Genomic DNA, 21,319 nt, shown 5'->3' with positions numbered 1-21,319 from the left:
GTCCAGCCCGCGGCCGCGCACCCCGGCGCGCACGTGCAGCGGGTGGCCTCCGGCCGGCAGACGGCGCGGCTGCGCCCGACCACGGGTCAGCAGGCGGCCCAGCCCGCCGCGCAGCAGGAGCAGGTCACGCGCCCCGTCGTCGTCGGGCAGGTGCAGCAGCCCGCCGCCGAGGCCGCACAGGCGGGGAACACCGCCGTGCTGCCGCCCGTCGGGGGCAGCCGGTGGACGGCGGCGGTCGCGCTCGACCCCGCCACGCCGCTCGCGGACCTGGCCCGGATCGTGCAGGAGGCACCGCACCTGCGCCCGCAGGTCGCCGCCAACCCCTCGACGTACCCGGCGCTGCTGGACTGGCTCGGCGCCCTGGGCGACCCCCAGGTCGACGCGGCCCTCCGCAGCCGCCGCTGAACGCCGCCCACCCCGCTCACGCCGGTCCGGCCACCGGTCCGGATCCTGGGCGGGGTGGGCGTCCCGGCCCCGGGCGGGGGTACAGTGGCGGCGTGCTTCACACGGTGAACCTCCTCCTTCGCTGCCGCGACGAGGCCTAGACAGGCCGGTCCTCGTCGCGGAGGCTTGGTGTGCCGGCCAACCTCACCGAGCGAAGGACAGATGATGGAGAACAGCGTCACCGCCACCACCCCCGGCGGAGTTCACGACACCGCAGGTCCCGTCCCCGGCGCCGCCGGCGGGATCATCGAGGACAACCCGCAGCAGACGTCGGGCATGCCGACCCAGAAGTACCGCCCGTTCCACGAGCAGATCCGCGTCGAGCTGCCCGACCGCACGTGGCCCACCAAGCGCATCGAGAAGGCGCCGCGCTGGTGCGCGGTCGACCTGCGGGACGGCAACCAGGCGCTCATCGAGCCGATGGACGCCGAGCGCAAGATGCGCATGTTCGAGCTCCTCGTGAAGATGGGCTACAAGGAGATCGAGGTCGGCTTCCCGTCCGCGAGCCAGACGGACTACGACTTCGTCCGCAAGCTCATCGAGGAGAACCGGATCCCCGACGACGTCGTGATCCAGGTCCTGACGCAGTCCCGCGCCCACCTCATCGAGCGCACCTACGAGGCGATCGCCGGCGCCAAGCAGGCGATCGTGCACCTGTACAACTCGACGTCGGTGCTGCAGCGCGAGGTCGTGTTCCGCGCCGACCAGGACGGCATCGTCGACATCGCGCTGGACGGCGCGAAGCTGTGCCGCAAGCTCGAGGAGACCGTGCCGGACACGCGGATCTACTACGAGTACTCCCCGGAGTCGTACACCGGCACCGAGCTGGAGTTCGCCGCGCGCATCTGCAACGAGGTCATCGAGGTCTTCGAGCCGACGCCGGAGCGCAAGGTCATCATCAACCTGCCGGCGACGGTGGAGATGGCGACGCCCAACGTCTACGCCGACTCGATCGAGTGGATGAGCAGGCACCTGAACCACCGCGAGAACGTCATCCTGTCCCTCCACCCGCACAACGACCGCGGCACCGCCGTCGCGGCGGCGGAGCTCGGGTACCTGGCCGGTGCCGACCGCATCGAGGGCTGCCTGTTCGGCAACGGCGAGCGCACGGGCAACGTCGACCTGGTGACCCTGGGCATGAACCTGTTCTCGCAGGGCATCGACCCGCAGATCGACTTCCACGACATCGACGGCATCCGCCGCACGGTCGAGCACTGCAACCAGCTCCCCGTGCACGAGCGGCACCCCTACGTGGGCGACCTCGTCTTCACGGCCTTCTCGGGCTCCCACCAGGACGCCATCAAGAAGGGCTTCGAGCACATGGCGGGGCGGGCCGAGGCCGCGGGCGTCGGCGTCGACGACCTGGACTGGGGCGTGCCGTACCTGCCGATCGACCCGCGCGACGTGGGCCGCTCGTACGAGGCCGTCATCCGCGTGAACTCGCAGTCCGGCAAGGGCGGAGTGTCCTACCTGCTCAAGACCGAGCACAGCCTCGACCTGCCGCGCCGCCTGCAGATCGAGTTCTCGCGCATCGTCCAGGAGGTCACCGACGCCGAGGGCACCGAGGTGACCGGCGGCGACATCTGGCGCATCTTCACCGACGAGTACCTGCCCGTCGAGGAGAACGCGACCGCCGGCCTGGAGCACTGGGGCCGCCTGACGCTGCGCGGCACGCGGGCCGTGTCGGCCGAGGGCGAGCAGGACACGCTCGAGGTCGACGTGACCGACCGCGGGCAGGAGCTGACCCTGACCGGTACGGGCAACGGGCCGATCGACGCGTTCGTCGACGCGATCGCGAAGGTGGGCGTCGACGTCCGCGTGCTGGACTACACCGAGCACGCGCTGTCCGAGGGCGGCGACGCCAGCGCGGCCGCGTACGTCGAGTGCGCCGTGGGTGACGACGTCCTGTGGGGCGTCGGCATCGACCCGTCCATCACGCTGTCGTCGCTGAAGGCGATCGTCTCGGCGGTCAACCGCGCGGAGCGCACCCGCTCCTGACCCGGCCCCACCCGCTCCTGACCCCGCAGCCGGCGTCTGCGGGGTCAGGGGAGGCGGGTGTAGGTGGCCTCGTAGCCCTCCGTGGTCTCGGTGTACGTCGTCTCGTCGCACGTGTAGCGGACGCGGGGGGTGCCGCTCGAGGGCTGGTACTCCTGCGTCCGGTCCCCGAGGGCCTTGACCACGCGGATGTCGCTGTGGTCGACGCCGGTCGTGGTGAGCACGCCGTCCTCGGTCCGCACCGGGTAGACGGCGGTGCCGGTCCACGTCTCGGTGTACTCGCCCGCGGAGGTGGGGGCGCGCAGCGGCTCGGCGTCGTCGTAGTGCACGAGCTGGGTGCCGTCCGGCCGGAACTCGGTGACCCGACCCTCGAAGCCGGTCGCGTCGAGCGTGAGCTCGGCGTTGACCTCGACCTGGGCGCTCAGCTCGTCGAGCTGCCAGCGGCCCACCAGGCACTCGTCGATCGCGGCGGACGGCGAGGGCGACGCGGACGGCGACACCGGCCCGCCCTCCGGCACGCCCGTCGGCAGACCCAGGCTGATCGCGGTCGCCCCGGCCCCGACCACGAGCACGAGCGCCGCCGCGGCGACCCAGGTGATCGGCCGCCGCCACAGACCGCGGCGGGCGGCGCCGGTAGCGGCCCCGGACGCGGCGGCGGGCTCCGGCGTCGTCGGCTCGGCGGCGGCCCGTGCGGCGGGGACCTTGACCACGGTCGGGGCGTCGTCGTCGCTGCCGCCCGTGCTGTCGCTGCCGCCCGTCGGGTCCGCGCGGAGCGCCGTCGCGTCGTCGTCGCGCAGGGCGGTCGCGTCGTCGTCCGGACCGGGGGCGGCGACGTCCGGACCCGGGACGATCTTCGTCGTCGCGGTGCGCAGGTCCGCCGGCACCTCGTTGACGAAGTCCAGCACCTCCTGCAGGCTCGGCCGGTCGTCCGGGTCCTTGGCGAGGCACGCGCGCACCAGGGGGAGCAGCCACGCGGGGCACGCGCCGAGGTCCGGCTCCTCGTGCACCACGCGGTAGTAGACGACGGTGGTGTCGCCCTCGCCGAACGCGCGCTGCCCGGTCGCGGCGTAGAGCGCGACGGCGCCGAGCGCCCAGACGTCGGCCGCGGGCGTGGACAGGCTGCCGCGCACCTGCTCGGGGGCCATGAACGACGGCGTGCCGACCTTGAGCCCGGTGCGGGTCAGCGCCGTCGAGTCCGACGCCTGCGCGATGCCGAAATCGATGACGAACGGCCCCTCCTGGCCGAGCAGGATGTTGGAGGGCTTGAGGTCGCGGTGCACGATGCCCGCCTGGTGCACCGCGCGCAGCGCCTCGGCGACGCCCGCGAGCACGCGCCGCACGTCCTGCTCGGGCAGCGGGCCGCCGGCCTGCACGACGGCGGTCAGCGACGGTCCCTCGACGTACTCGACGGCCATCCAGGGCTGGTCGCCGTCCGGGTCGGCGTCGATCAGCGTGGCGAGGAAGCGGCCCCGCACCTTCATGGCGGCGGCGGCCTCGCGGCGGAAGCGCGTGCGGAACTCGGGGTCCTGCACGTACTCCTTGAGGATGGCCTTCATCGCGAGCTTGCGTCCGGTACGGGTCTCGGCGAGGTAGACCACTCCCATGCCGCCGGCGCCGATGCGCCCGAGAAGCTGGTAACCGCCCAGCTCCCGCGGGTCGTTCGAGTCGAGCGGATGGATCTGCGGGGCTTCCCCTGAGCCTGGCGCGATCATGGTGGAAACATACCGGATTTCCTTGAATTCACCCGACAAGTCCGCCAGTGTGGAGCGCGATCTTCTCCGGAGATCAGTACCCAGACATCTCAGACACAGGGGGACGCATGAAGAGGAAGCTCGTGAGCCGCGCGCTCCCGTCCGCGCTCGTCGCGGGCGGGCTGCTCGTCGCGGGCACGATGTCCGCGACGGCGGCCGACGAGGCCGGTCGGGCGGCCGAGCAGACGCAGAGCGGGCTGGGCGGGCTGCTGACCGGCACCGTGGACGCGGTCGTCGGCGAGCACGGCGTCGTGGACACCACGCTCACCCAGGTCGGTGAGACCGTCGGCCAGGTCACGACGAAGGACGGCGCCGTCGACGACACCGTCAAGGGCGTCACCGGCGTGGTCGACTCCGTGGCGGGCCAGGACGGCGCGGTCGAGGACGTGGTCACCGGCGTGACCGGCGGTGCCACGGCGTCGACGCCGGCCCTGAAGAGCGACTCCCGCAACGCGGGCGGCCCGGTGGAGGACGTCGTGGGCGGCGTGACCGGCGCCGTCGACGCGGTGGCCGGCGAGAACGGCGCCGTGGACGACGTGCTGGGCGCGGACGCCCCCGAGCAGGGCGTGCTCGACAACGTGGCCGACGAGATCCTCGACGACGTCGGCTCGATCGGGGAGAACCTCGGCAGCGGCAACCTGCCCGGCGTCGTCGACGGCGTGGGCGGCGACGGCGGTGCCGTGGACGACCTGCTCGAGAGCCCGTCGTTCGCCGACAACCCCGGTGGCGGCGACCCGGGCCCCGGCGGCCCGGGCGGCCCCGGCGGCGGTGACGGCGGCGACGGTTCCGACGGCGGCATCGTGCCGATCGGCAACGGCCCCGGCACGGGCGGCCCCGACCCGCTGGCGCCGATCGGTGCCGACGGCGAGGCCACGGCCCCCGGCGCGCTCGCGGAGACCGGCGGTCAGGCCGCCGGTGCGGCCGCCCTGGCGCTCGGCCTCACCGCGGCCGGCGCCGCGATGGTGCGCGCACGGCGCCGCCTGCTGGAGGTCCAGGACTGACGTCCTGACCTGGGTCGCGGACGAGGTCCGCCTCCGCTGCCCCCGCGGGCGGGCGGGGGCGGACCTCGCGCCTATGCTCACCTCGTGCACCGACCCGTCACCATCAATTTCCACCCCGACCGCCTCGTCGCCGACGGCAGCGAGATGCTCCTGGAGCGCCTCGCCCGGGACGGCGTGTGGCGCTCGCAGTTCGAGACCGGCACGAGCAACGGCGGGCTCACCGCGCACGAGGGCGGCGACCGTTGGCGCTGGGAGCAGCGGATGTTCGGCGGCCGGTACGACGCGGCGCCCGCGCACGAGCGCCCGCGGTACGGCGCCCTGAACCACCGGGACCGGCCCGCCGGCGGCGCCGTCCGGTTCGGCTCCGCCCACCTGCGGCTCCGCCCGCACGTGCTGGAGCGCACCACGTTCTCCTACCCGGACTCGGTGTTCGAGCCCGAGCACGTCGCGGCGACCGACCCCACCCCGCTCGTCGCGCTCGCCGAGGCGGACGCGGTGAGCGGCGTGCACGACCTGCTGGACGACTACGTGGAGGCCCAGGTGCACGGCCCGGTCCGCCTGGCGGACGACGTCGCCGCGCTCGTGCTGGACCCCTGCTACCGCGACACCCCGGTGGCCGACGCGGCGGGCGCGCTGGGCGTCCCGGTGGAGTGGCACCACGGGTTCCGGCTGCACGTCGACGAGCTCGCCACGCGCCCCGCGTACCGCGGCCCGCGGATCGTCGACGTGGCCCGCGCCCTCACGGCCCGGCGTGCGCCGGGCGGGTGGCTGGACGCGCGCGTGGTGGGCGACGCCGTGCGGGCGGCCGAGCACGATCCGCAGGACCTGAAGAAGGTGTGGCACCACGTGGCCCGCTGGGGCGCGCCAGCAGCACACCGGCCAGGCTGACGGCGAAGCCGGCCACGGCGAGCGGGGACAGGGTCTCCCCGAACATCGCCCACGCCCACACGGCCGACACCGCGGGCGTCAGGTACAGCCACGTGCTCACCACCACCGGTCCGCGTGTGCGCCCGACGTAGAGGTACAGGCCGTAGCCGCCGACGAAGGCGAGGACGACGAGCCAGACCACGGCGACCCAGAACGTCGGGTCGGGGACGGGGGCCGCCTGCCCGACGGCGGACGCCACGGCGGCGAAGACGGCCAGCGTGACGACGCTCTGCACCGCGAGGGAGTCGAGCACGTCGTACGTGCGCCCGCCGGGCGCCGCGGGAGCGGACCACAGGGTGCCGAGCAGCGTGGCGGCGGACAGGGACAGCATGGCGCCGAGCGCCCACAGCGCACCGGCGATCCCCGTCCCGGCCACGGCGCCGGGCCCGACGGCGAGCGCGACGCCGACGAAGCCGATCGCGAGGCCGACCGCCTGGCGGGTGCCGCGGCGCCGCGACCCGTCCCTCTCCCCGCGCCGCACGAGCGCGAGGACGACGGCGACCACGGCGGGCTGCAGCGAGGCGAGCAGGGCGGCGGTCCCGGCGGGCAGGCCCTCCTGGACGGCGAGGAAGACCCCGTACAGGTAGCCGACCTGGCCGAGCAGCCCGAGCACGGCCTCGCGCCGCAGGTAGCGCAGCGTGTACCGGCGCCGGAGCGCCAGGACCACCACGACCAGGACGGGTGCCGCCGCGACGTACCGCCACAGGAGCGTGGTCGTCGCGGGGGCGACGGGCGCGGCGAGCGTCGCCCCGACGAAGCCCGAGCTCCACATCACGACGAGCAGCCCGGGGGCGATCCGGTAGAGGAGGCTGTGTCTCATCCTGCTACGTAACCACACAGGTCGGTATACTCGCAGTGAATCGCAGGAAGTCCACCGACGGAGGAGGCCACCGTGCCGCGACGCACCCCCAACCCGCACACGGCGGCGGGCGAGCGCATCCTCGCCACCGCGAGCGAGCTGTTCTACGAGCGCGGGATCCGCGGCGTCGGCGTCGACCTCATCGCCGACGAGGCGGGCGTGACCAAGAAGACGCTCTACGACCGGTTCGGCTCCAAGGACGACCTCGTCGCCGCCTACCTGCGGCGCCGTCGCGAGCGGTGGGTCGACTGGTTCTCCGCACGCCTCGCCGCCCGGGTCGCCGCGGGCGCGCGCCCGGGCGCCGAGCGGGTGCTCGCCGCGCTCGAGATCGCCGAGGAGTGGGCGCAGGACAACCGGCGCGGCTGCGCGTTCGTCAACGCGCACGCCGAGATCGGCGGCCTGGACCACCCGGGCAACGCGGTGGTGCTCGAGGACAAGCGGTACATGCTCGCCGCGTTCACCGACCTGCTGCGCGAGGCCGGGTACCCCGACGCCGAGGCCCGCGGCGCGCAGGTGCACCTCCTCTACGAGGGCGCGATCATCGCCCACACCACCCACGCCCAGCCCGACGCGTTCGGGACGGCGCGCGCCGCGGCCGCCACGCTGCTGGCGTCGACCGCGGCTCGCTGAGACTCCGCCGTCGACGGAGGCCGGAGCGCTACGTAGGCTTCTTGCGTGGACCCCAGGCACGCTGCAGCACCGTCGGCGGGCGCGCGATGAGCGCAGCGCTCGCGAGCCTGCTCGCCGTCCTGCTGTCCGCCCTCCTCGCGGCGTGGGCGGTGCTCGACGGTGCCGTCCAGGGCGTCGGTGCGACGCTGCTGCACGAGCGCGGCAAGGACGGCAGCGACCGGAGGCGCACGCCGGCCCGCCGCAGCCAGGTGCTCGACGCCGTCCGCCCGCTCCGGCTGCCGGGCGAGGCCGCGCTCGTGGGCGCCGTCGTCGTGCTCGTCCTCGCGTTCCCCGGGCCGGTCGCCGACCTGTGGCGGCTCGCGTACCCGCTGGTGGCGGCGCTCGCCGGGTCGCTCGTGGTGCGGGACGCCGCGGTGTGGCTGCGGGGCCGGCGGGCCGGGCAGGTCTGGCGCGACCTGTGGGAGGTCGTGCTGGTCGTGGCGAGCATCGTGCTCGCCGGGAGCTGGGGCGCACTCCTCGGCGTCGCGTGGGGGAACGGTCCGGCGGCGCTCGTGCTCGCCGTCGTGACGGTGGTCGTCACGCGCCTGCACGGCGACGCCGTCGTGGTGCGGCGGCTGCGCCGGACCCCTGCGCTGCCCGTCGTGGTCACCGCCGTCATGGTCGCGGCGCCCGTGGTCGGGACGGCGGTCGCGGCGTGGCCGCGGCTCGTCGGCGGCTGAGCCGGCGAACCGCCTGTACGCAATCCGGACGTATCGCCCTGAACGGTCTCGGGGTACCGGTAAAATCACGCCCACCATGACCATGAAGAACCGCATCGTCTGCGCGCTGCTCGGCGCGCTGGCCTTCGCCACCGCGACCCTGCTCCTGCCCTGGCTGCCCGAGGCGCTCGTGGGCCTGCTCGGGAGCGGCGGTGTGCTGCTCTTCCTCGCTGCCCTCGTGCTGCCCACCCACACGCGCCAGCCGCCGGTGCACAGCCTGACCATCCTGGACAAGGGCTACCTGAGCCCGGCGGAGATCCACCAGATCCTCGGCATCTGGCTGCCGTCGGGCAGCCAGGCGCTCGAGGCGCGGGACGCCCAGTGGACCGTCGCCCGGCACGTCGCGAAGTGGCGCGCGGACCACGTGGTCGAGGTCATGGACCACCACGGCGTGCTCGCCGAGCGGCGCGTCGACATGCTCTCGGTGGTGCAGTGGGTCGGCATCCAGCTGCTGCCCGCGTTCCTCGGCCTGGTCTTCCTCATCCCGACGCTCGCGATCACCGGGTTCGACAAGATCAGCATCAACTTCCTGCAGACGCTGCTGCTCTTCGTCGTCTGGGGCGTCGTGGCGCTCGTGGTGCGACGGATCCTCGAGAAGCACGTGATCCACCGGTTCGTGTGGGAGCCGGAGCTCACCGCCGACGGCACGCGGTTCGTCGAGCGCTGACGGGAGTGTCGGTGACTGGGGGCAGAATGGCACCGTGCCCCTGTACCGAGACGACGCGATCGTGCTGCGCACCCAGAAGCTGGGCGAGGCGGACCGTATCGTCACCTTCCTGACCCGCGAGCACGGCAAGGTGCGCGGCGTCGGCAGGGGCGTGCGGCGCACGTCGTCGAAGTTCGGCGCTCGGCTCGAGCCGTTCATGGCCGTCGACGTGCAGCTCCACACCGGCCGCAGCCCGCGGCCCGGCATGGGGCTGGACACCGTGACGCAGGTCGAGACCATCGGCGCGTACGCGCGCCGCATCTGCGAGGACTACGGCCTCTACACCGCCGGCACCGTCATGCTCGAGGCCGCCGACCGGCTGGTGGCGCAGGAGCACGAGCCCGCGGTGCAGCAGTACTGGCTGCTCGCGGGCGGCCTGCGGGCCCTCGCCGAGCGCCACCACGACGCCGGGCTGGTGCTCGACTCCTACCTGCTGCGGGCGCTCGCCGTCGCGGGGTGGGCGCCGTCCTTCGAGGACTGCGCCCGCTGCGGTGCGCCCGGCCCGCACCAGGCGTTCAACGTGGCGCAGGGCGGCGCCGTCTGCCCGCGGTGCCGCCCGCCGGGCTCCACGGCCCCGGCGCCCGAGACCTTCGCCCTGCTGTCCTCGCTGCTCGCGGGCGACTGGGCGACCGCCGACGCGTCCGACGCGCGGCACCGCAAGGAGGCGAGCGGCATCGTCGCCGCCTACGGCCAGTACTACCTGGAGAGAACGTTGCGATCGTTGAAGATGGTGGAACGCTGATGGCGCGCGGCACGGCACGGGAGCTGGTGGCGCCGTTCGCGCACCCGTCCGGCGAGCGCGCTCCGCAGATCCCCCGCGAGTTCCTGCCCCGGCACGTGGCCATCGTCATGGACGGCAACGGCCGGTGGGCCAACGCCCGTGGCCTGCCCCGGATCGAGGGGCACAAGGCGGGCGAGAACTCGCTGCTCGACGTCGTGGCGGGTGCCGTGGAGGTGGGCGTCGAGTACGTCTCCGCCTACGCGTTCAGCACCGAGAACTGGAAGCGGTCGCCCGAGGAGGTGCGCTTCCTCATGGGGTTCACGCAGGACGTGATGCGGCGCCAGTGCGACGTCATGGCGTCCTGGGGCGTGCGCATCCGCTGGGCCGGGCGGCGTCCGCGGCTGTGGAAGTCGGTGATCGACGTGCTGCAGGAGGCCGAGGCGCGCACCCAGGACAACGACCGCTGCACGCTGACGATGTGCGTCAACTACGGCAGCAGGGCCGAGCTCGCGGACGCCGCCGCGGCCATGGGGCGCGACGTCGCGGCCGGGCGGCTCGACCCGCGGCGGATCACCGAGAAGACCGTGCAGAAGTACCTGTACCTGCCCGACGTGCCGGACGTCGACCTGTTCCTGCGATCCTCGGGCGAGCAGCGCACGTCGAACTTCATGCTGTGGCAGGCGGCCTACGCCGAGATGGTGTTCCTCGACGAGCCGTGGCCGGACGTCGACCGGCGCCACCTGTGGAAGGCCGTCGAGGAGTACGCCCGGCGCGACCGGCGGTACGGCGGGGCGCTCGACAAGCCGGAGCAGCCGGCGCGGTGACGCACCGAGGCGGGGCCGGGACGCGCCCGGCCCCGCCTCGGTGCGTGCGTCACTCGGCGAGGACCGCCGCGAGCGCGTCGATCAGCTTCGGCATGCCCTCGGGGTACTCGACCGAGAGCGCCGTGGGCGGCGAGACCGCCGAGACCGCGACGGTGCCGACCTGCTGGGCCACCTTGCCGTCGGCGACGGCGGGCAGGGCCTGCAGCTCCTTCTTGGTCGGCAGGGCCTCCGCCTCCTCCTCGGTGTAGGTGTAGGCCACGATCACGTCGGACTCGAGCTTGTCGAGCTCCTCGTAGGACAGCGTGTAGAAGAACTCGTCGTCGTCCGGGGCGAGCTCCTCGACGGCCGGTGCGGTCTCGAAGCCGAGGCCCTCGAGGAACCCGGCGCGCGGGTCGCCGGCGCGGTACACGTAGATGAGGCCCTCGGCGGGGGAGTCGACGATCGCGGCGACGGTCTGGCCCGCGAACTCCGGGTGCGCCTCGGCCTGCTCGGCGAGGTAGTCGTTGATCTCGGCGACCTTGGCCTCGCCCGCGGCGCTGCGGCCGAGCGCGGCGTCGGTCGCGGTGATGATCTCGTCCCACGGCGTCTGCCACGGCGTCTCGGGGTAGGCGACCGTCGGCGCGATCTCGCTGAGCAGGTCGTACTGCTCCTGCGTGATGCCGGAGTAGGTGGCGATGATGACGTCGGGCTCGGCGGCGGCGAACTCCTCGTAGGGCACCGTGGCGCCGGACTCGGCGTCGGTGAGGACCGTCGGGTGCTCGACGCCCGCCTCGTCGTAGGCCTCCTCGACCCACGGCAGGAGGTTGCCCTCGCCGACCGTCCAGGTCTGCTCGGCCACGGCGACGGGGAAGACGCCCGCCGCGATCGCGGCCTCGGTCGAGCCCCAGCCCCACGTGGCGACGCGCTCGGGCGCCTCCTCGATGACGGTCTCGCCGAGCGCGTGCTGGATGGTCAGGGGGAACTCGTCGGTCGCGCCCGCGGCGGCGGACGACGACGGCGTCGCGTCGTTCCCGGCGGGCTCCTCGGCGGCGCAGCCGGACAGGGCGAGGGCGGATGCTGCGGCAAGGCCGGCGGCCGCTGCGAGGGAACGGCGAAGGCGCACGGTGACTCCCGGTGTCGGTCGAACGACCGGCCGGTGCCGGTCGAGGTGAGGTCAGCCTAACCACATTTGGTCACGGCGATGTTGCGGAATTCGTCGGGTTCCGGGTGAGGAACGCCACGGGGGTGAAGTCGGTCAGGCGCCCGCGTGGAACCGGCCGACGGGCACCACGAGGGGCGAGCCCGCGACGGGGTCGGGCACCACCTGGGCGCGCAGCCCGAACGCCTCGTCGACGACCTGCTGCGTGAGCACGTCCGCCGGTGCGCCCTCCGCGACGACACGGCCGCCCGCCATGACGACGAGGTGGTCGGCGTACCGGGCGGCGAGGTTGAGCTCGTGCAGCACCATCGCGACCGTCGTGCCGCGCGCGCGGTTCAGCTCGGTGAGCAGGTCCAGGAGGTCGAGCTGGTGCCGCACGTCGAGGAACGTCGTGGGCTCGTCGAGCAGCACGATGTCGGTCTGCTGCGCCAGCACCATCGCGATCCAGACGCGCTGCCGCTGACCGCCGGAGAGCTCGGCGACCGGCCGGTCGGCGATCTCCGCGACGCCGGTCGACTCCAGCGCGGTGGCGACCACGGCGTCGTCGTCGGAGGAGTGCCGGCCGAACCAGCCCTGGTGCGGGTAGCGGCCGCGCGCGACGAGCTCGGCGACGCGGACGCCGTCGGGCGCGATCGAGGACTGCGGCAGCATGCCGACCTTGCGGGCGAGCTCCTTGCGGGACATCGAGCCGATGTCGGCGCCGTCGAGCGTGACGCGGCCGCCGTCGAGCGGGTGCAGGCGGGCCATGCCGCGCAGCAGCGTCGACTTGCCGCAGGCGTTCGGCCCGACGACGGCGGTGATCTTGCCGTCGGGCAGCGTCAGGTCGAGGCCCTCGATGACGCGAAGGCCGTCGTAGCCCAGGCTGACGCTCTCGGCACGCAGGGTGGTCATCGGCTCCTCTTCTCGGTCGTGGCGAGCAGCCACAGCAGGTAGGGGGCGCCCACGAGCCCCGTGACGACGCCGACGGGCGCGGGGACGCCGAGCACGGCGTGCTGTCCGACGACGTCGGCGAGCAGGGTGAGCGCGGCACCCGTGACGGCTGACGCCGTGAGCGCGGCGCCGCCGTCGTTCACCAGGCGCCGGGCGATGGCGGGTGCGACGAGGGCGACGAACGCGACCGGCCCCGACGCGCTCGTGGCGAGCGCGACGAGCGCGACGGCGAGCAGCAGCGTGCCCACGCGGGCGGCGTCGACGTGCACGCCGAGCGCGCGGGCGTTGTCGTCGCCCAGGGACAGCGGGCCCTGCGTCCGGGCCAGGGCGGCGACGGCGACGCAGAGCACGAGCGCGCCTGCCGCGACGAGCGTGAGCTGCTCACCCCTGATGTCGGAGACCGAGCCGACCGTCCAGGTCAGCACGGCGGCCGCCTCGTGCTCCTGCGAGCGCGCCATGGACCACGCGATGAGGGACGAGCACAGGTACGCGAGCCCGACGCCGACCAGCACGAACCGGATGGAGTGCAGTCCCTTGCGCCACGCGAGCAGCCAGATCGCGAGCGCGACGACGCCTGCCCCGGTGAACGCGGTGGCCGACAGCGCCACACCGCTCAGGCCGAGCACGAGCATGCCGGTCACGGCGCCCAGGCTGGCGCCCGTCGAGATGCCGAGGATGTCGGGGGAGGCGAGCGGGTTGCGCAGCGTCGACTGGAAGAGGGCGCCGGCGAGGCCGAACGCGGCCCCGACCACGACGGCCGCCTCGATCCGGGGCAGCCGCAGCCGCTGGACCACGAACACGTCGCCCGGTTCGCCCAGGCCGACGACGCCCGCGACCGCCTGGCCGGGCGTGAGGCCCGCCGCGCCCACGAGGAGCGCCCCGGTGCCCGCGGCGAGCACGACGAGCACCATGCCCGCCACGACGAGGAGCTGTCGGCGGCGGCGAGCGGTGCGCAGGTCGGCGACGGTGGTGAGCAGGGTCATCAGGCACCCGCCACGGTGCGGCCGCGCGCGACGGCGACGAGCACGGGGGCGCCGAGCAGCGCCGCGACCACGCCGGCCTCGAGCTCGGAGCGCGGCAGGACGAGGCGGCCGAGCACGTCGGCGGTCAGGAGCATGACCGGGCCGAGCAGGGCGCCGATGCCCATGATCCACCGGTAGTCGGTGCCGACGAGGCGGCGCGCCGCGTGCGGGACGACCAGCCCGACCAGCGCGATCGGCCCGGCCAGGGAGGTCGCGGTGCCGGCCAGCAGCACGATCGCGACGGAGGCGAGGGCCCGGGTGGTGCCGACGCGCTGGCCGAGGGCCGTGGCGACGTCGTCCCCGAGGGCGAGCATGGTGAGGCGGTGGGCGAGCACGGCGGCGAGCACCACGCCGACGACGGCGAACGGCCACAGCCAGGCGACCGTGTCCAGGCCGCGGCCGGTGAGCGAGCCGACGGACCAGAAGCGGTACAGGTTGAACGCCTGCTGGTCGCGCAGCAGCACGAGGGTGATGAGCGGCGTGATGAGCGCCGTGACCGCCGCGCCGACCAGCGCGAGCCGGACCGGCTGCCCGCGCCCGACGGAGAAGACGATCGCCGCGGCCGCGGCCGCGCCGAGGAACGCGAACCAGACGTAGCCGATCGGCGACGTGATGCCGAACAGCCACACCGCGCAGACGACCGCGAGCGACGCGCCCGAGTTGAGGCCCAGCAGGCCGGGGTCGGCGATCGGGTTGCGGGTGACGCCCTGGATCACCGTGCCCGCGCACCCGAGCGCGATCCCCGCGACCAGACCGACGACGGTGCGCGGCAGGCGCTGGTCGAGCACGACGTCGTGGTCCATGAGCCCGTCGACCGGGGCGGTCAGCGCCCGCCAGACCTCGGCCGGGGCGATGTCGCGGACCCCGAGCGCGAGGCTGGCGAGCACCACCAGCACCAGCGCGGCGAGGGCGACGAGCACCGCGAGCGCACGCCGCCGGGCGCGGTGCGCCACGGCCTGCGCGCCCTCACGGCGCGCCGCGGGTGCGGCCGCGGGTGAGGTAAGCATTGCCTAAGCATTTCACAGCGCGAGGGGTGCCCGGAACGGTCTGACGTGCGTGGCAAACGTCACTCCGGCCGCGCCGCGGCGGCCTCGCGTCTGCCGACCTACTCGCAGCCCCAGCCGTCGTGGTCGCCGTCGAGCCGGTGGTAGTCCTTCCCGGTGATCCGGACGGTCTTGCGGATGTCCTTGCAGTCCAGGTCCGGGTTGTCGGGCGTGACGGGGCACTGCCACCGGCCGGAGGTCCAGACGCAGACGGACTCGCGGGCGTTCGCCGAGCGGAGCTTCCCCTTCGCGCCCCCGAACGTCACCGTCCAGGTGCCGGAGTTGAGCGCCTTGGCCTTGTACGTGTAGCTGCCGGCCGTGCCTGTCTTGAGAACCTTCACCTTGCGCTTCTTCACCGGACCGGCCGGGTCGAAGTACACGGTGAGCGTCCGCCCGGACAGGACCTGCCACTTCCCGCCCTTCTTGTACTTCAGCGTTCCCTTGAGCGTGACGGTCGAGGTCCGCTTGACGGTGTCGGACGCGGCCTTCGTCGTCACGCTCGTCGGGTAGACCGTTGCGGCCTGGGCAGGGGCTGCGGACAGGAGGAGCGCGAGCGCGCTCACGAGCGCGACGACGCCGCGCCGGACCGTGGACCGGGTCAGGGGCCGGGTCATGGGCTGGTTCATGGGGTGATCAGAACCTCTCGGGTGCTCGGGGCGCCGCGGGTGCGGTCCCTACCCTTGTGCGGAGTCCCGGGCCTCGCGGACATGACTCAGAACGCGTCGCCTTCACCCGGGTGAACCCGCGCGCGGAGCTGTTGCTCGGGGTCGACAACATCTACTCGCCGTGACACAAGCGTGCGGGTCGGACCGCGCCGGAGCCGGTCGGGGCGATCGGTCCGGGTGGCCCTGTCCGGGTGGTCTGTCCGGGTGGTCCGTCCAGGTGGCCCCGTCCGGGCGCGACATCCTCCCGGGTCTGTTGCTCGGTGTCGACAACGTCCACTGACCGCAACCTGTTCGGGAGGAGGTCGCCCTCGGCGCGAGTCCCGGATGTCGTTGTTGTCCGATGTGGGGTGCGGTCGACCCGGTCAGGCACCCAAGCCCGTTCGGGGCACGCGAGGTTGTCCACAGGGCGCGATTCTCGTCCGGCGGGGCCGCCGCCGAACCGGGACGATGGGTGACGACCACAGGTGACGCTGGCTTGGGGACAGGGCGCGTGCAGAGACGGGGGCGGGGATGGCGGGAACACCACAGGCGACCGGGGTGACGGTCGACGTCGGCGGGCTGGTGAAGCGGGCGCGGTACGCGGCCGGGCTGACGCAGGAGGCGCTGGCCGCGCGAGCGGGGGTCGCGCGGGCGACGGTCGCGGCGATCGAGACCGCGTCGCGGTCGCCGTCGTGGGCGATGCTGTCGCGGGTGCTGGCCGCGGCGGGGAAGCAGCTGCGCGTCGAGCTGGAGCAGCTCGACGACGACCTGCTGCGGGACCTGGCGGCGCGGGCCGGGGACACCTCGGCGGCGGACGACCTGAGCATGACGGTGTCGATGATGGACGGCCTCGACGACCTCGGCTACCGGTTCGAGGGGCTCGCGGCGGCCGCGCTGCTCGGGGCGCCGATCGCGCTCCCCGACCCGCTGGAGCTCGCGCTGCCGGAGGGGCCCGACGCCGTCGCCTGGCTCGTGGGGCTCCTGCGGACCGGCGCGGCGGAGGTGACGCCGCTCGGGCGGTCCTCGCCGCTGGGCGGTGTGCGGTCGCAGGAGGGTGTCGCGCGCCTCGTCGAGCTCGGGCAGGACGGGCGGTTCTTCATGGAGTACTGGCTCAAGAACTTCCTCGTGCGGTTCGCGCCGCGCGATGAGGCCGGGCGCTCCGTCGCGGTCGTGGGGGAGAGCGGACCGCTGCGGGTGCAGCCGCTGCCCGAGATCGAGGCGAGCGACCCGTACACCGTGCGCGTCCTGCGGCTGCTGCGGGAGCAGCCGCAGGACGCGCGCGGCGGGTGACGCGGGTCGGTCAGGCGCCGACGAGGTGCCCGGCGAGGTAGCCGACCACCTTGTCGAGCGAGACGCGCTCCTGCTGCATGGTGTCGCGGTGGCGGATCGTCACGGCCTGGTCCTCGAGGGTCTCGAAGTCCACGGTGAGGCAGAACGGCGTGCCGATCTCGTCCTGGCGGCGGTAGCGCTTGCCGATCGCCTGCGTGACGTCGTAGTCGACGTTCCAGTGCTTGCGCAGCTCGGCGGCCAGCGCCTCGGACGCCGGGAGCAGCTCCGCCGTCTTGGACAGCGGGAGGACGGCGGCCTTGACCGGGGCGAGGCGCGGGTCGAGGCGCAGCACCGTGCGCTTGTCCACGCCACCCTTGGTGTTGGGCGCCTCGTCCTCGCTGTACGCCTCGACGAGGAAGGCCATGAGCGAGCGGGTCAGGCCGGCGGCCGGCTCGATGACGTACGGGAAGTACTTCTCGTTCGTCACCGGGTCGCGGTACGACAGGTCCTTGCCGGAGCTCTCCGAATGGGTCTTGAGGTCGAAGTCCGTGCGGTTGGCGATGCCCTCGAGCTCGCCCCACTCGCTGCCCTGGAAGCCGAAGCGGTACTCGATGTCGACGGTGCGGGTCGAGTAGTGCGACAGCTTCTCCTTCGGGTGCTCGTAGTGGCGCAGGTTGTCGGCCGAGATGCCCAGGTCGGTGTACCAGGCGGTGCGCTGGTCGATCCAGTACTGGTGCCACTCCTCGTCCTCGCCCGGCTTGACGAAGAACTCCATCTCCATCTGCTCGAACTCGCGCGTGCGGAAGATGAAGTTGCCCGGCGTGATCTCGTTGCGGAACGACTTGCCGATCTGGCCGATGCCGAACGGCGGCTTCTTGCGCCCTGCCGCCGCCACGTTGGCGAAGTTCACGAAGATGCCCTGGGCGGTCTCGGGGCGCAGGTAGTGGAGGCCGGACTCGTCCTCGACCGGGCCGAGGTAGGTCTTCAGCATCATGTTGAAGTCGCGGGGCTCGGTCCACTGGCCGCGCGTGCCGCAGTTGGCGCAGACGATCTCGGCGAGGCCGCCCTCGGGCGCACGGCCCTTCTTCTCCTCGAACTCCTCGATCATCTGGTCCTCGCGGAACCGCTTGTGGCACGAGAGGCACTCGGTGAGCGGGTCGGTGAACACGCCCACGTGACCCGAGGCGACCCACACCTGGCGCGGCAGGATCACGGACGAGTCGAGGCCCACGATGTCGTCGCGGCTCGTGACCATCGCACGCCACCACTGGCGCTTGATGTTCTCCTTGAGCTCCACGCCGAGCGGGCCGTAGTCCCACGCAGAACGCGTTCCGCCGTAGATCTCACCCGACGGGAAGACGAAACCTCGTCGCTTCGCGAGCGAGACGACGGCGTCGAGCTTGGCGGTCTGCGCAGAGCGCACTGACTTGTCGGACACGGGGGTCTCTCCAGGGAACAGGGGCTGACGATGATCGCCCAGCCTACCGTCAGGCCCGGTCGGGACCCTGACGAATACTCGCGTGACGGACCTCTCGGGGCCGGGTCTTTGACAACGGTTCTCACGCCGCGTGAGAATCGTTCTCATGACTTCGACCCGCGCCGCCGGCGCCGCCCTGACCGGACTCGCCCTCGCGGGCGCAGCGACCCTCGCGGGCTGCGGCGCGCAGGGGGCGGACGGCTCGGGCGGCGGAGGCGGCGGCGGGCAGGACGGCGTGACCGTGCTCGCGTCGTTCTACCCCCTGCAGTACGTCGCGCAGCAGGTCGGCGGCGACCTCGTCACGGTCGACAACCTCACGCCGCCCGCGGCCGAGCCGCACGACCTCGAGCTGTCCCCGGCGCAGGTCCGCGAGATCGGCACGGCGGACGTCGTGGTGTACCTCTCCGGGTTCCAGACCGCCGTGGACGAGGGCGTCGAGGCCCGGGCTCCGGAGCACGTGGTCGACGCCGCCGACGTCGCCGAGCTGGTCGAGCACGACGAGGGCACCGACCCGCACTTCTGGCTCGACCCGAGCCGGCTCGCCGCCGTCGGGCAGGCCGTGGCCGACACGCTGGCCGAGGCCGACCCCGAGCACGCCGACGAGTACGCGGCCGGTGCGCTCCAGCTCGGCGAGCAGCTCGACGACCTGGACCAGGAGATGGCCGACGGGCTCGCCGCGTGCCAGGGCGCGACCCTCGTGACGAGCCACACGGCGTTCGGCTACCTCGCCGACCGGTACGCGCTCGAGCAGGTCGGCATCTCGTCGCTCGACCCGGAGGCCGAGCCGTCGCCCGCGCGCCTGCGCGAGATCAGGGACGTCGTCGAGGCGAACGGCGTGACGACGCTGTTCTCCGAGACGCTCGTCAGCCCGCGCGTGACCGAGACGCTGGCCGACGACCTCGGCGTCCGCACGGCCGTGCTCGACCCGCTGGAGGGGCTGTCGGAGGACGCCGCCTCGGCGGGCGACGACTACGTGTCCGTGATGCGCGCCAACCTGGCCGCGCTCGAGGAGGGGCTGGTGTGCGCATGAGCACCGACCACCCGGCAGTCACGGTCGTCGAGGCCCGCGCCCTGCACTTCCGCGCGGGCGCGAGCCACATCCTGCGCGGCGTCGACCTCACGGTCCGGCGCGGCGAGGTCGTCGCGCTGCTCGGCGCCAACGGGTCGGGCAAGTCGACCCTCGTGAAGTCGCTCGTCGGCATCAACGCCCCGACCCAGGGCGAGGCCCGGCTGCTCGGCGCCCCGGTGGGCAGCGGCGTCGACTGGAGCCGCGTCGGCTACGTGCCGCAGCGCTCCGGAGCGGGCGGCGGCATCCCGTCGACGGCGCAGGAGGTCGTCGCCTCCGGCCTGCTGCACGGCCGCAGGCTGCGCCTGCCGCGCGGCTGGCGCGAGCGTGTCGCGGCCGCCCTGGACCAGGTCGGCCTCGGCGACCGCGGCGGCGACCCCGTGCATCTGCTCTCCGGCGGGCAGCAGCAGCGCATCCTCATCGCCCGCGCCCTGGTGCGCGAGCCCGACCTGCTCATCCTCGACGAGCCCGTCGCGGGCGTCGACGTCGCGAGCCAGGAGGCGTTCGCCGCCACCATGCGCCGCCTCGTCGACGACGGCCTCACCGTTCTCGTCGTGCTGCACGAGCTCGGCGAGCTCGAGCCCCTCGTCACCCGCGCCGTCGTGCTCGGCCACGGCAAGGTCGTGCACGACGGCGCCCCGCCCCGCCCGCGCGAGGACCACGACCGCGCGGGCCACCGCCACCAGCACCCGCACGCCGACGACAACACCCTCGGCGAGCAGGCCAGGGCCCTCGACCTGGAGGTCCGCCCGTGATCACCCTCATGCTCACCGACCCGTTCATGCAGCGCGCGCTGCTCGCCGCGCTGCTCGTCGGCGTCACCGCACCCGTCGTCGGCACCTACCTCGTCCAGCGCAAGCTCTCGCTGCTCGGCGACGGCATCGGCCACGTCGCCCTCACCGGCGTCGCCCTGGGCTGGCTCGTCGGCGTGGGCGCGGGCCTGACCCCGAACGACGCCCTCGCCGTGCCCGGCGCCGTCGTCGCGGCCGTCGTCGGCTCCGTGCTCATCGAGGTGGTCCGCCGCCGCGGCCGCACCTCGGGCGACCTGGCGCTCGCGATCATGTTCTACGGCGGCATCGCGGGTGGCGTGCTGCTCATCGGCATCGCGGGCGGCTCGGCCGGCAACCTCATGCAGTACCTGTTCGGCTCGATCTCCACGGTGTCCGACGCCGACCTCTGGCTCACCGTCGTGCTGTCCGCCGTGGTGCTGACCGTCGGCGTCGGCCTGCGCCACGCGCTGTTCAGCGTCAGCCACGACGAGGAGTTCGCCGTCGCGTCGGGACTGCCCGTGTGGGCGCTCAACGTCGTCGTCGCGGTCGTGTCGGCGCTGACCGTCACCGTCGCGATGCGCGTCGTGGGGCTGCTGCTCGTCAGCGCGCTCATGATCGTGCCCGTCGCCGTGGCGCAGCAGGTGACGCACGCGTTCGGGCGCACGATGCTCACCGCGAGCGTCGTCGGCGTCGTGGTCTGCGTGTCCGGCCTGACGATCACGTACTGGCACAACGTCTCGCCCGGCGCGACTATCGTGGTCCTCGCCATCGCGGTCTACGCCGTGGTGTCCCTGGTGGCACCGCTGCTCACGCGAGGCCGCCCTGCGGGTGACCCCCATCCCGACCTGCCCGACGACGTCGACCTCCCCGCCGCCGCCACCGAGCGCGCGGCGGCTGCCGCAAAGGAGTGCCGCTGATGGCCGCACGCATGACCCGCCAGCGGGCCGCCGTGGTCGAGGCCCTCGACGAGCTCGCCGACTTCCGCTCCGCGCAGCAGCTCCACGAGACCCTGCGCGCCCGCGGGGAGTCCGTCGGGCTCGCCACCGTGTACCGCGCGCTGCAGGCGCTCGCCGAGGCGAGCGAGGTCGACGTGCTGCGCGCCGAGGACGGCGAGAGCCTCTACCGCCGCTGCGCGCGCCGCGAGCACCACCACCACCTCGTGTGCCGGCACTGCGGCCGCACCGTCGAGATCGACGGCCCCACGGTCGAGTCCTGGGCGTCCAAGGTCGCGGCGGCGCAGGGGTTCGACGACATCGAGCACACGATCGAGCTGTGGGGCACCTGCGCGGACTGCCGCGCGTCGTCGAAGGGCTGATCCGGAGGAACAATTCCGGTGTGGATCCA

General features: G+C 73.6%; 21 protein-coding genes and 1 pseudogene. 14 read left to right on the top strand and 8 right to left on the bottom strand.

Annotated features, from left to right (window positions below):
* Both HLB15_RS07060 and leuA read left to right on the top strand, forming a co-directional pair.
* The coding region (locus HLB15_RS07060; RefSeq protein ID WP_311979563.1) for a variant leucine-rich repeat-containing protein at positions 1–405 on the top strand (405 nt) is incomplete at its 5' end.
* Between the two features lie 201 nt (positions 406–606).
* Positions 607–2,442, top strand: coding sequence for a 2-isopropylmalate synthase (gene leuA, locus HLB15_RS07055; RefSeq protein ID WP_212759587.1), 1,836 nt, complete (start codon positions 607–609; stop codon positions 2,440–2,442).
* A 44-nt stretch (positions 2,443–2,486) separates the two neighbouring features.
* Here the strand turns inward: leuA and HLB15_RS07050 are convergent, their stop codons facing one another.
* Positions 2,487–4,151: a serine/threonine-protein kinase gene (locus HLB15_RS07050; protein ID WP_171104595.1), complete on the bottom strand. Its 1,665-nt coding sequence runs from the start codon at positions 4,149–4,151 to the stop codon at positions 2,487–2,489.
* Positions 4,152–4,258: 107 nt separating this feature from the next.
* On the opposite strand from HLB15_RS07050, the gene HLB15_RS07045 reads away from it, so the two are divergent.
* Together HLB15_RS07045 and HLB15_RS24065 are read left to right on the top strand one after the other, a co-directional pair.
* Positions 4,259–5,191, top strand: a complete 933-nt coding sequence (locus HLB15_RS07045; protein ID WP_171104594.1) for a hypothetical protein — start codon at positions 4,259–4,261, stop codon at positions 5,189–5,191.
* An 84-nt stretch (positions 5,192–5,275) separates the two neighbouring features.
* Positions 5,276–6,079, top strand: a complete 804-nt coding sequence (locus HLB15_RS24065; protein ID WP_171104593.1) for a DUF3626 domain-containing protein — start codon at positions 5,276–5,278, stop codon at positions 6,077–6,079.
* Between the two features lie 37 nt (positions 6,080–6,116).
* On the opposite strand, the pseudogene HLB15_RS07035 reads toward HLB15_RS24065, so the two are convergent.
* Positions 6,117–6,890: pseudogene (locus HLB15_RS07035) on the bottom strand (EamA family transporter); the annotation flags it as partial.
* Positions 6,891–7,010: 120 nt separating this feature from the next.
* Between HLB15_RS07035 and HLB15_RS24060 the strand changes: the two are divergent.
* From HLB15_RS24060 to HLB15_RS07010, 5 genes are all read left to right on the top strand, one after another.
* On the top strand, positions 7,011–7,607 hold the full coding sequence (locus HLB15_RS24060; RefSeq protein ID WP_171104592.1) for a TetR/AcrR family transcriptional regulator: 597 nt from the start codon (positions 7,011–7,013) through the stop codon (positions 7,605–7,607).
* Positions 7,608–7,693: 86 nt separating this feature from the next.
* Positions 7,694–8,326 (top strand): cytochrome d ubiquinol oxidase subunit II, encoded by a 633-nt coding sequence (locus HLB15_RS07025; RefSeq protein ID WP_171104591.1) that lies wholly within the window; start codon positions 7,694–7,696, stop codon positions 8,324–8,326.
* A gap of 76 nt (positions 8,327–8,402) precedes the next feature.
* Positions 8,403–9,032, top strand: a complete 630-nt coding sequence (locus tag HLB15_RS07020; protein ID WP_171104590.1) for a hypothetical protein — start codon at positions 8,403–8,405, stop codon at positions 9,030–9,032.
* A gap of 34 nt (positions 9,033–9,066) precedes the next feature.
* Complete coding sequence (gene recO, locus HLB15_RS07015) at positions 9,067–9,813, top strand: DNA repair protein RecO (RefSeq protein WP_171104589.1); 747 nt, start codon at positions 9,067–9,069, stop codon at positions 9,811–9,813.
* Positions 9,813–10,616, top strand: coding sequence for an isoprenyl transferase (locus tag HLB15_RS07010; protein ID WP_171104588.1), 804 nt, complete (start codon positions 9,813–9,815; stop codon positions 10,614–10,616). Before recO ends, HLB15_RS07010 begins: the two co-directional genes overlap by 1 nt.
* A 49-nt stretch (positions 10,617–10,665) precedes the next feature.
* On the opposite strand, the gene HLB15_RS07005 is transcribed toward HLB15_RS07010, so the two are convergent.
* The 5 genes from HLB15_RS07005 to HLB15_RS06985 form a co-directional block, all read right to left on the bottom strand.
* Positions 10,666–11,718 carry an iron-siderophore ABC transporter substrate-binding protein gene (locus HLB15_RS07005; RefSeq protein ID WP_171104587.1) on the bottom strand — a complete coding sequence of 351 codons (1,053 nt, stop codon included), beginning with the start codon at positions 11,716–11,718 and terminating at the stop codon, positions 10,666–10,668.
* A 132-nt stretch (positions 11,719–11,850) separates the two neighbouring features.
* Entirely contained in the window at positions 11,851–12,645 is a 795-nt protein-coding gene (locus HLB15_RS07000) for an ABC transporter ATP-binding protein (protein WP_171104586.1), read from the bottom strand.
* Complete coding sequence (locus tag HLB15_RS06995; protein ID WP_171104585.1) at positions 12,642–13,667, bottom strand: FecCD family ABC transporter permease; 1,026 nt, start codon at positions 13,665–13,667, stop codon at positions 12,642–12,644. The genes HLB15_RS07000 and HLB15_RS06995 overlap by 4 nt, the downstream gene beginning before the upstream one ends.
* A complete protein-coding gene (locus HLB15_RS06990) occupies positions 13,667–14,713 on the bottom strand; it encodes a FecCD family ABC transporter permease (protein ID WP_171104584.1) in 1,047 nt (348 codons plus the stop codon). The genes HLB15_RS06995 and HLB15_RS06990 overlap by 1 nt, the downstream gene beginning before the upstream one ends.
* A 98-nt stretch (positions 14,714–14,811) precedes the next feature.
* Positions 14,812–15,375, bottom strand: a complete 564-nt coding sequence (locus HLB15_RS06985) for an excalibur calcium-binding domain-containing protein (RefSeq protein ID WP_171104583.1) — start codon at positions 15,373–15,375, stop codon at positions 14,812–14,814.
* 549 nt (positions 15,376–15,924) lie between these two features.
* Between HLB15_RS06985 and relB the strand changes: the two genes are divergently transcribed.
* Positions 15,925–16,683, top strand: coding sequence for a type II toxin-antitoxin system RelB family anti-toxin (relB, locus tag HLB15_RS06980; RefSeq protein ID WP_171104582.1), 759 nt, complete (start codon positions 15,925–15,927; stop codon positions 16,681–16,683).
* 10 nt (positions 16,684–16,693) lie between these two features.
* On the opposite strand, the gene HLB15_RS06975 is transcribed toward relB, so the two are convergent.
* Positions 16,694–18,100, bottom strand: coding sequence for a glycine--tRNA ligase (locus HLB15_RS06975; RefSeq protein ID WP_171104581.1), 1,407 nt, complete (start codon positions 18,098–18,100; stop codon positions 16,694–16,696).
* Between the two features lie 145 nt (positions 18,101–18,245).
* Between HLB15_RS06975 and HLB15_RS06970 the strand changes: the two genes are divergently transcribed.
* From HLB15_RS06970 to HLB15_RS06955, 4 genes are read left to right on the top strand one after another with little or no spacing between them, the layout of a single operon-like run.
* Positions 18,246–19,169, top strand: coding sequence for a metal ABC transporter substrate-binding protein (locus HLB15_RS06970; RefSeq protein WP_171104580.1), 924 nt, complete (start codon positions 18,246–18,248; stop codon positions 19,167–19,169).
* Positions 19,166–19,960 carry a metal ABC transporter ATP-binding protein gene (locus HLB15_RS06965; protein ID WP_171104579.1) on the top strand — a complete coding sequence of 265 codons (795 nt, stop codon included), beginning with the start codon at positions 19,166–19,168 and terminating at the stop codon, positions 19,958–19,960. The genes HLB15_RS06970 and HLB15_RS06965 overlap by 4 nt, the downstream gene beginning before the upstream one ends.
* An 8-nt stretch (positions 19,961–19,968) precedes the next feature.
* On the top strand, positions 19,969–20,892 hold the full coding sequence (locus tag HLB15_RS06960; RefSeq protein WP_171104596.1) for a metal ABC transporter permease: 924 nt from the start codon (positions 19,969–19,971) through the stop codon (positions 20,890–20,892).
* Entirely contained in the window at positions 20,892–21,290 is a 399-nt protein-coding gene (locus HLB15_RS06955; RefSeq protein ID WP_171104578.1) for a Fur family transcriptional regulator, read from the top strand. The genes HLB15_RS06960 and HLB15_RS06955 overlap by 1 nt, the downstream gene beginning before the upstream one ends.
* The last annotated feature ends 29 nt before the right edge of the window (positions 21,291–21,319 follow it).

The organism is Promicromonospora citrea (assembly GCF_013004695.1).
In the GTDB taxonomy this organism is placed as follows: domain Bacteria; phylum Actinomycetota; class Actinomycetes; order Actinomycetales; family Cellulomonadaceae; genus Promicromonospora; species Promicromonospora citrea.
The sequence above is the reverse complement of the archived record's forward strand: the minus strand, read 5'-3'. Positions and strand labels throughout refer to the sequence as shown.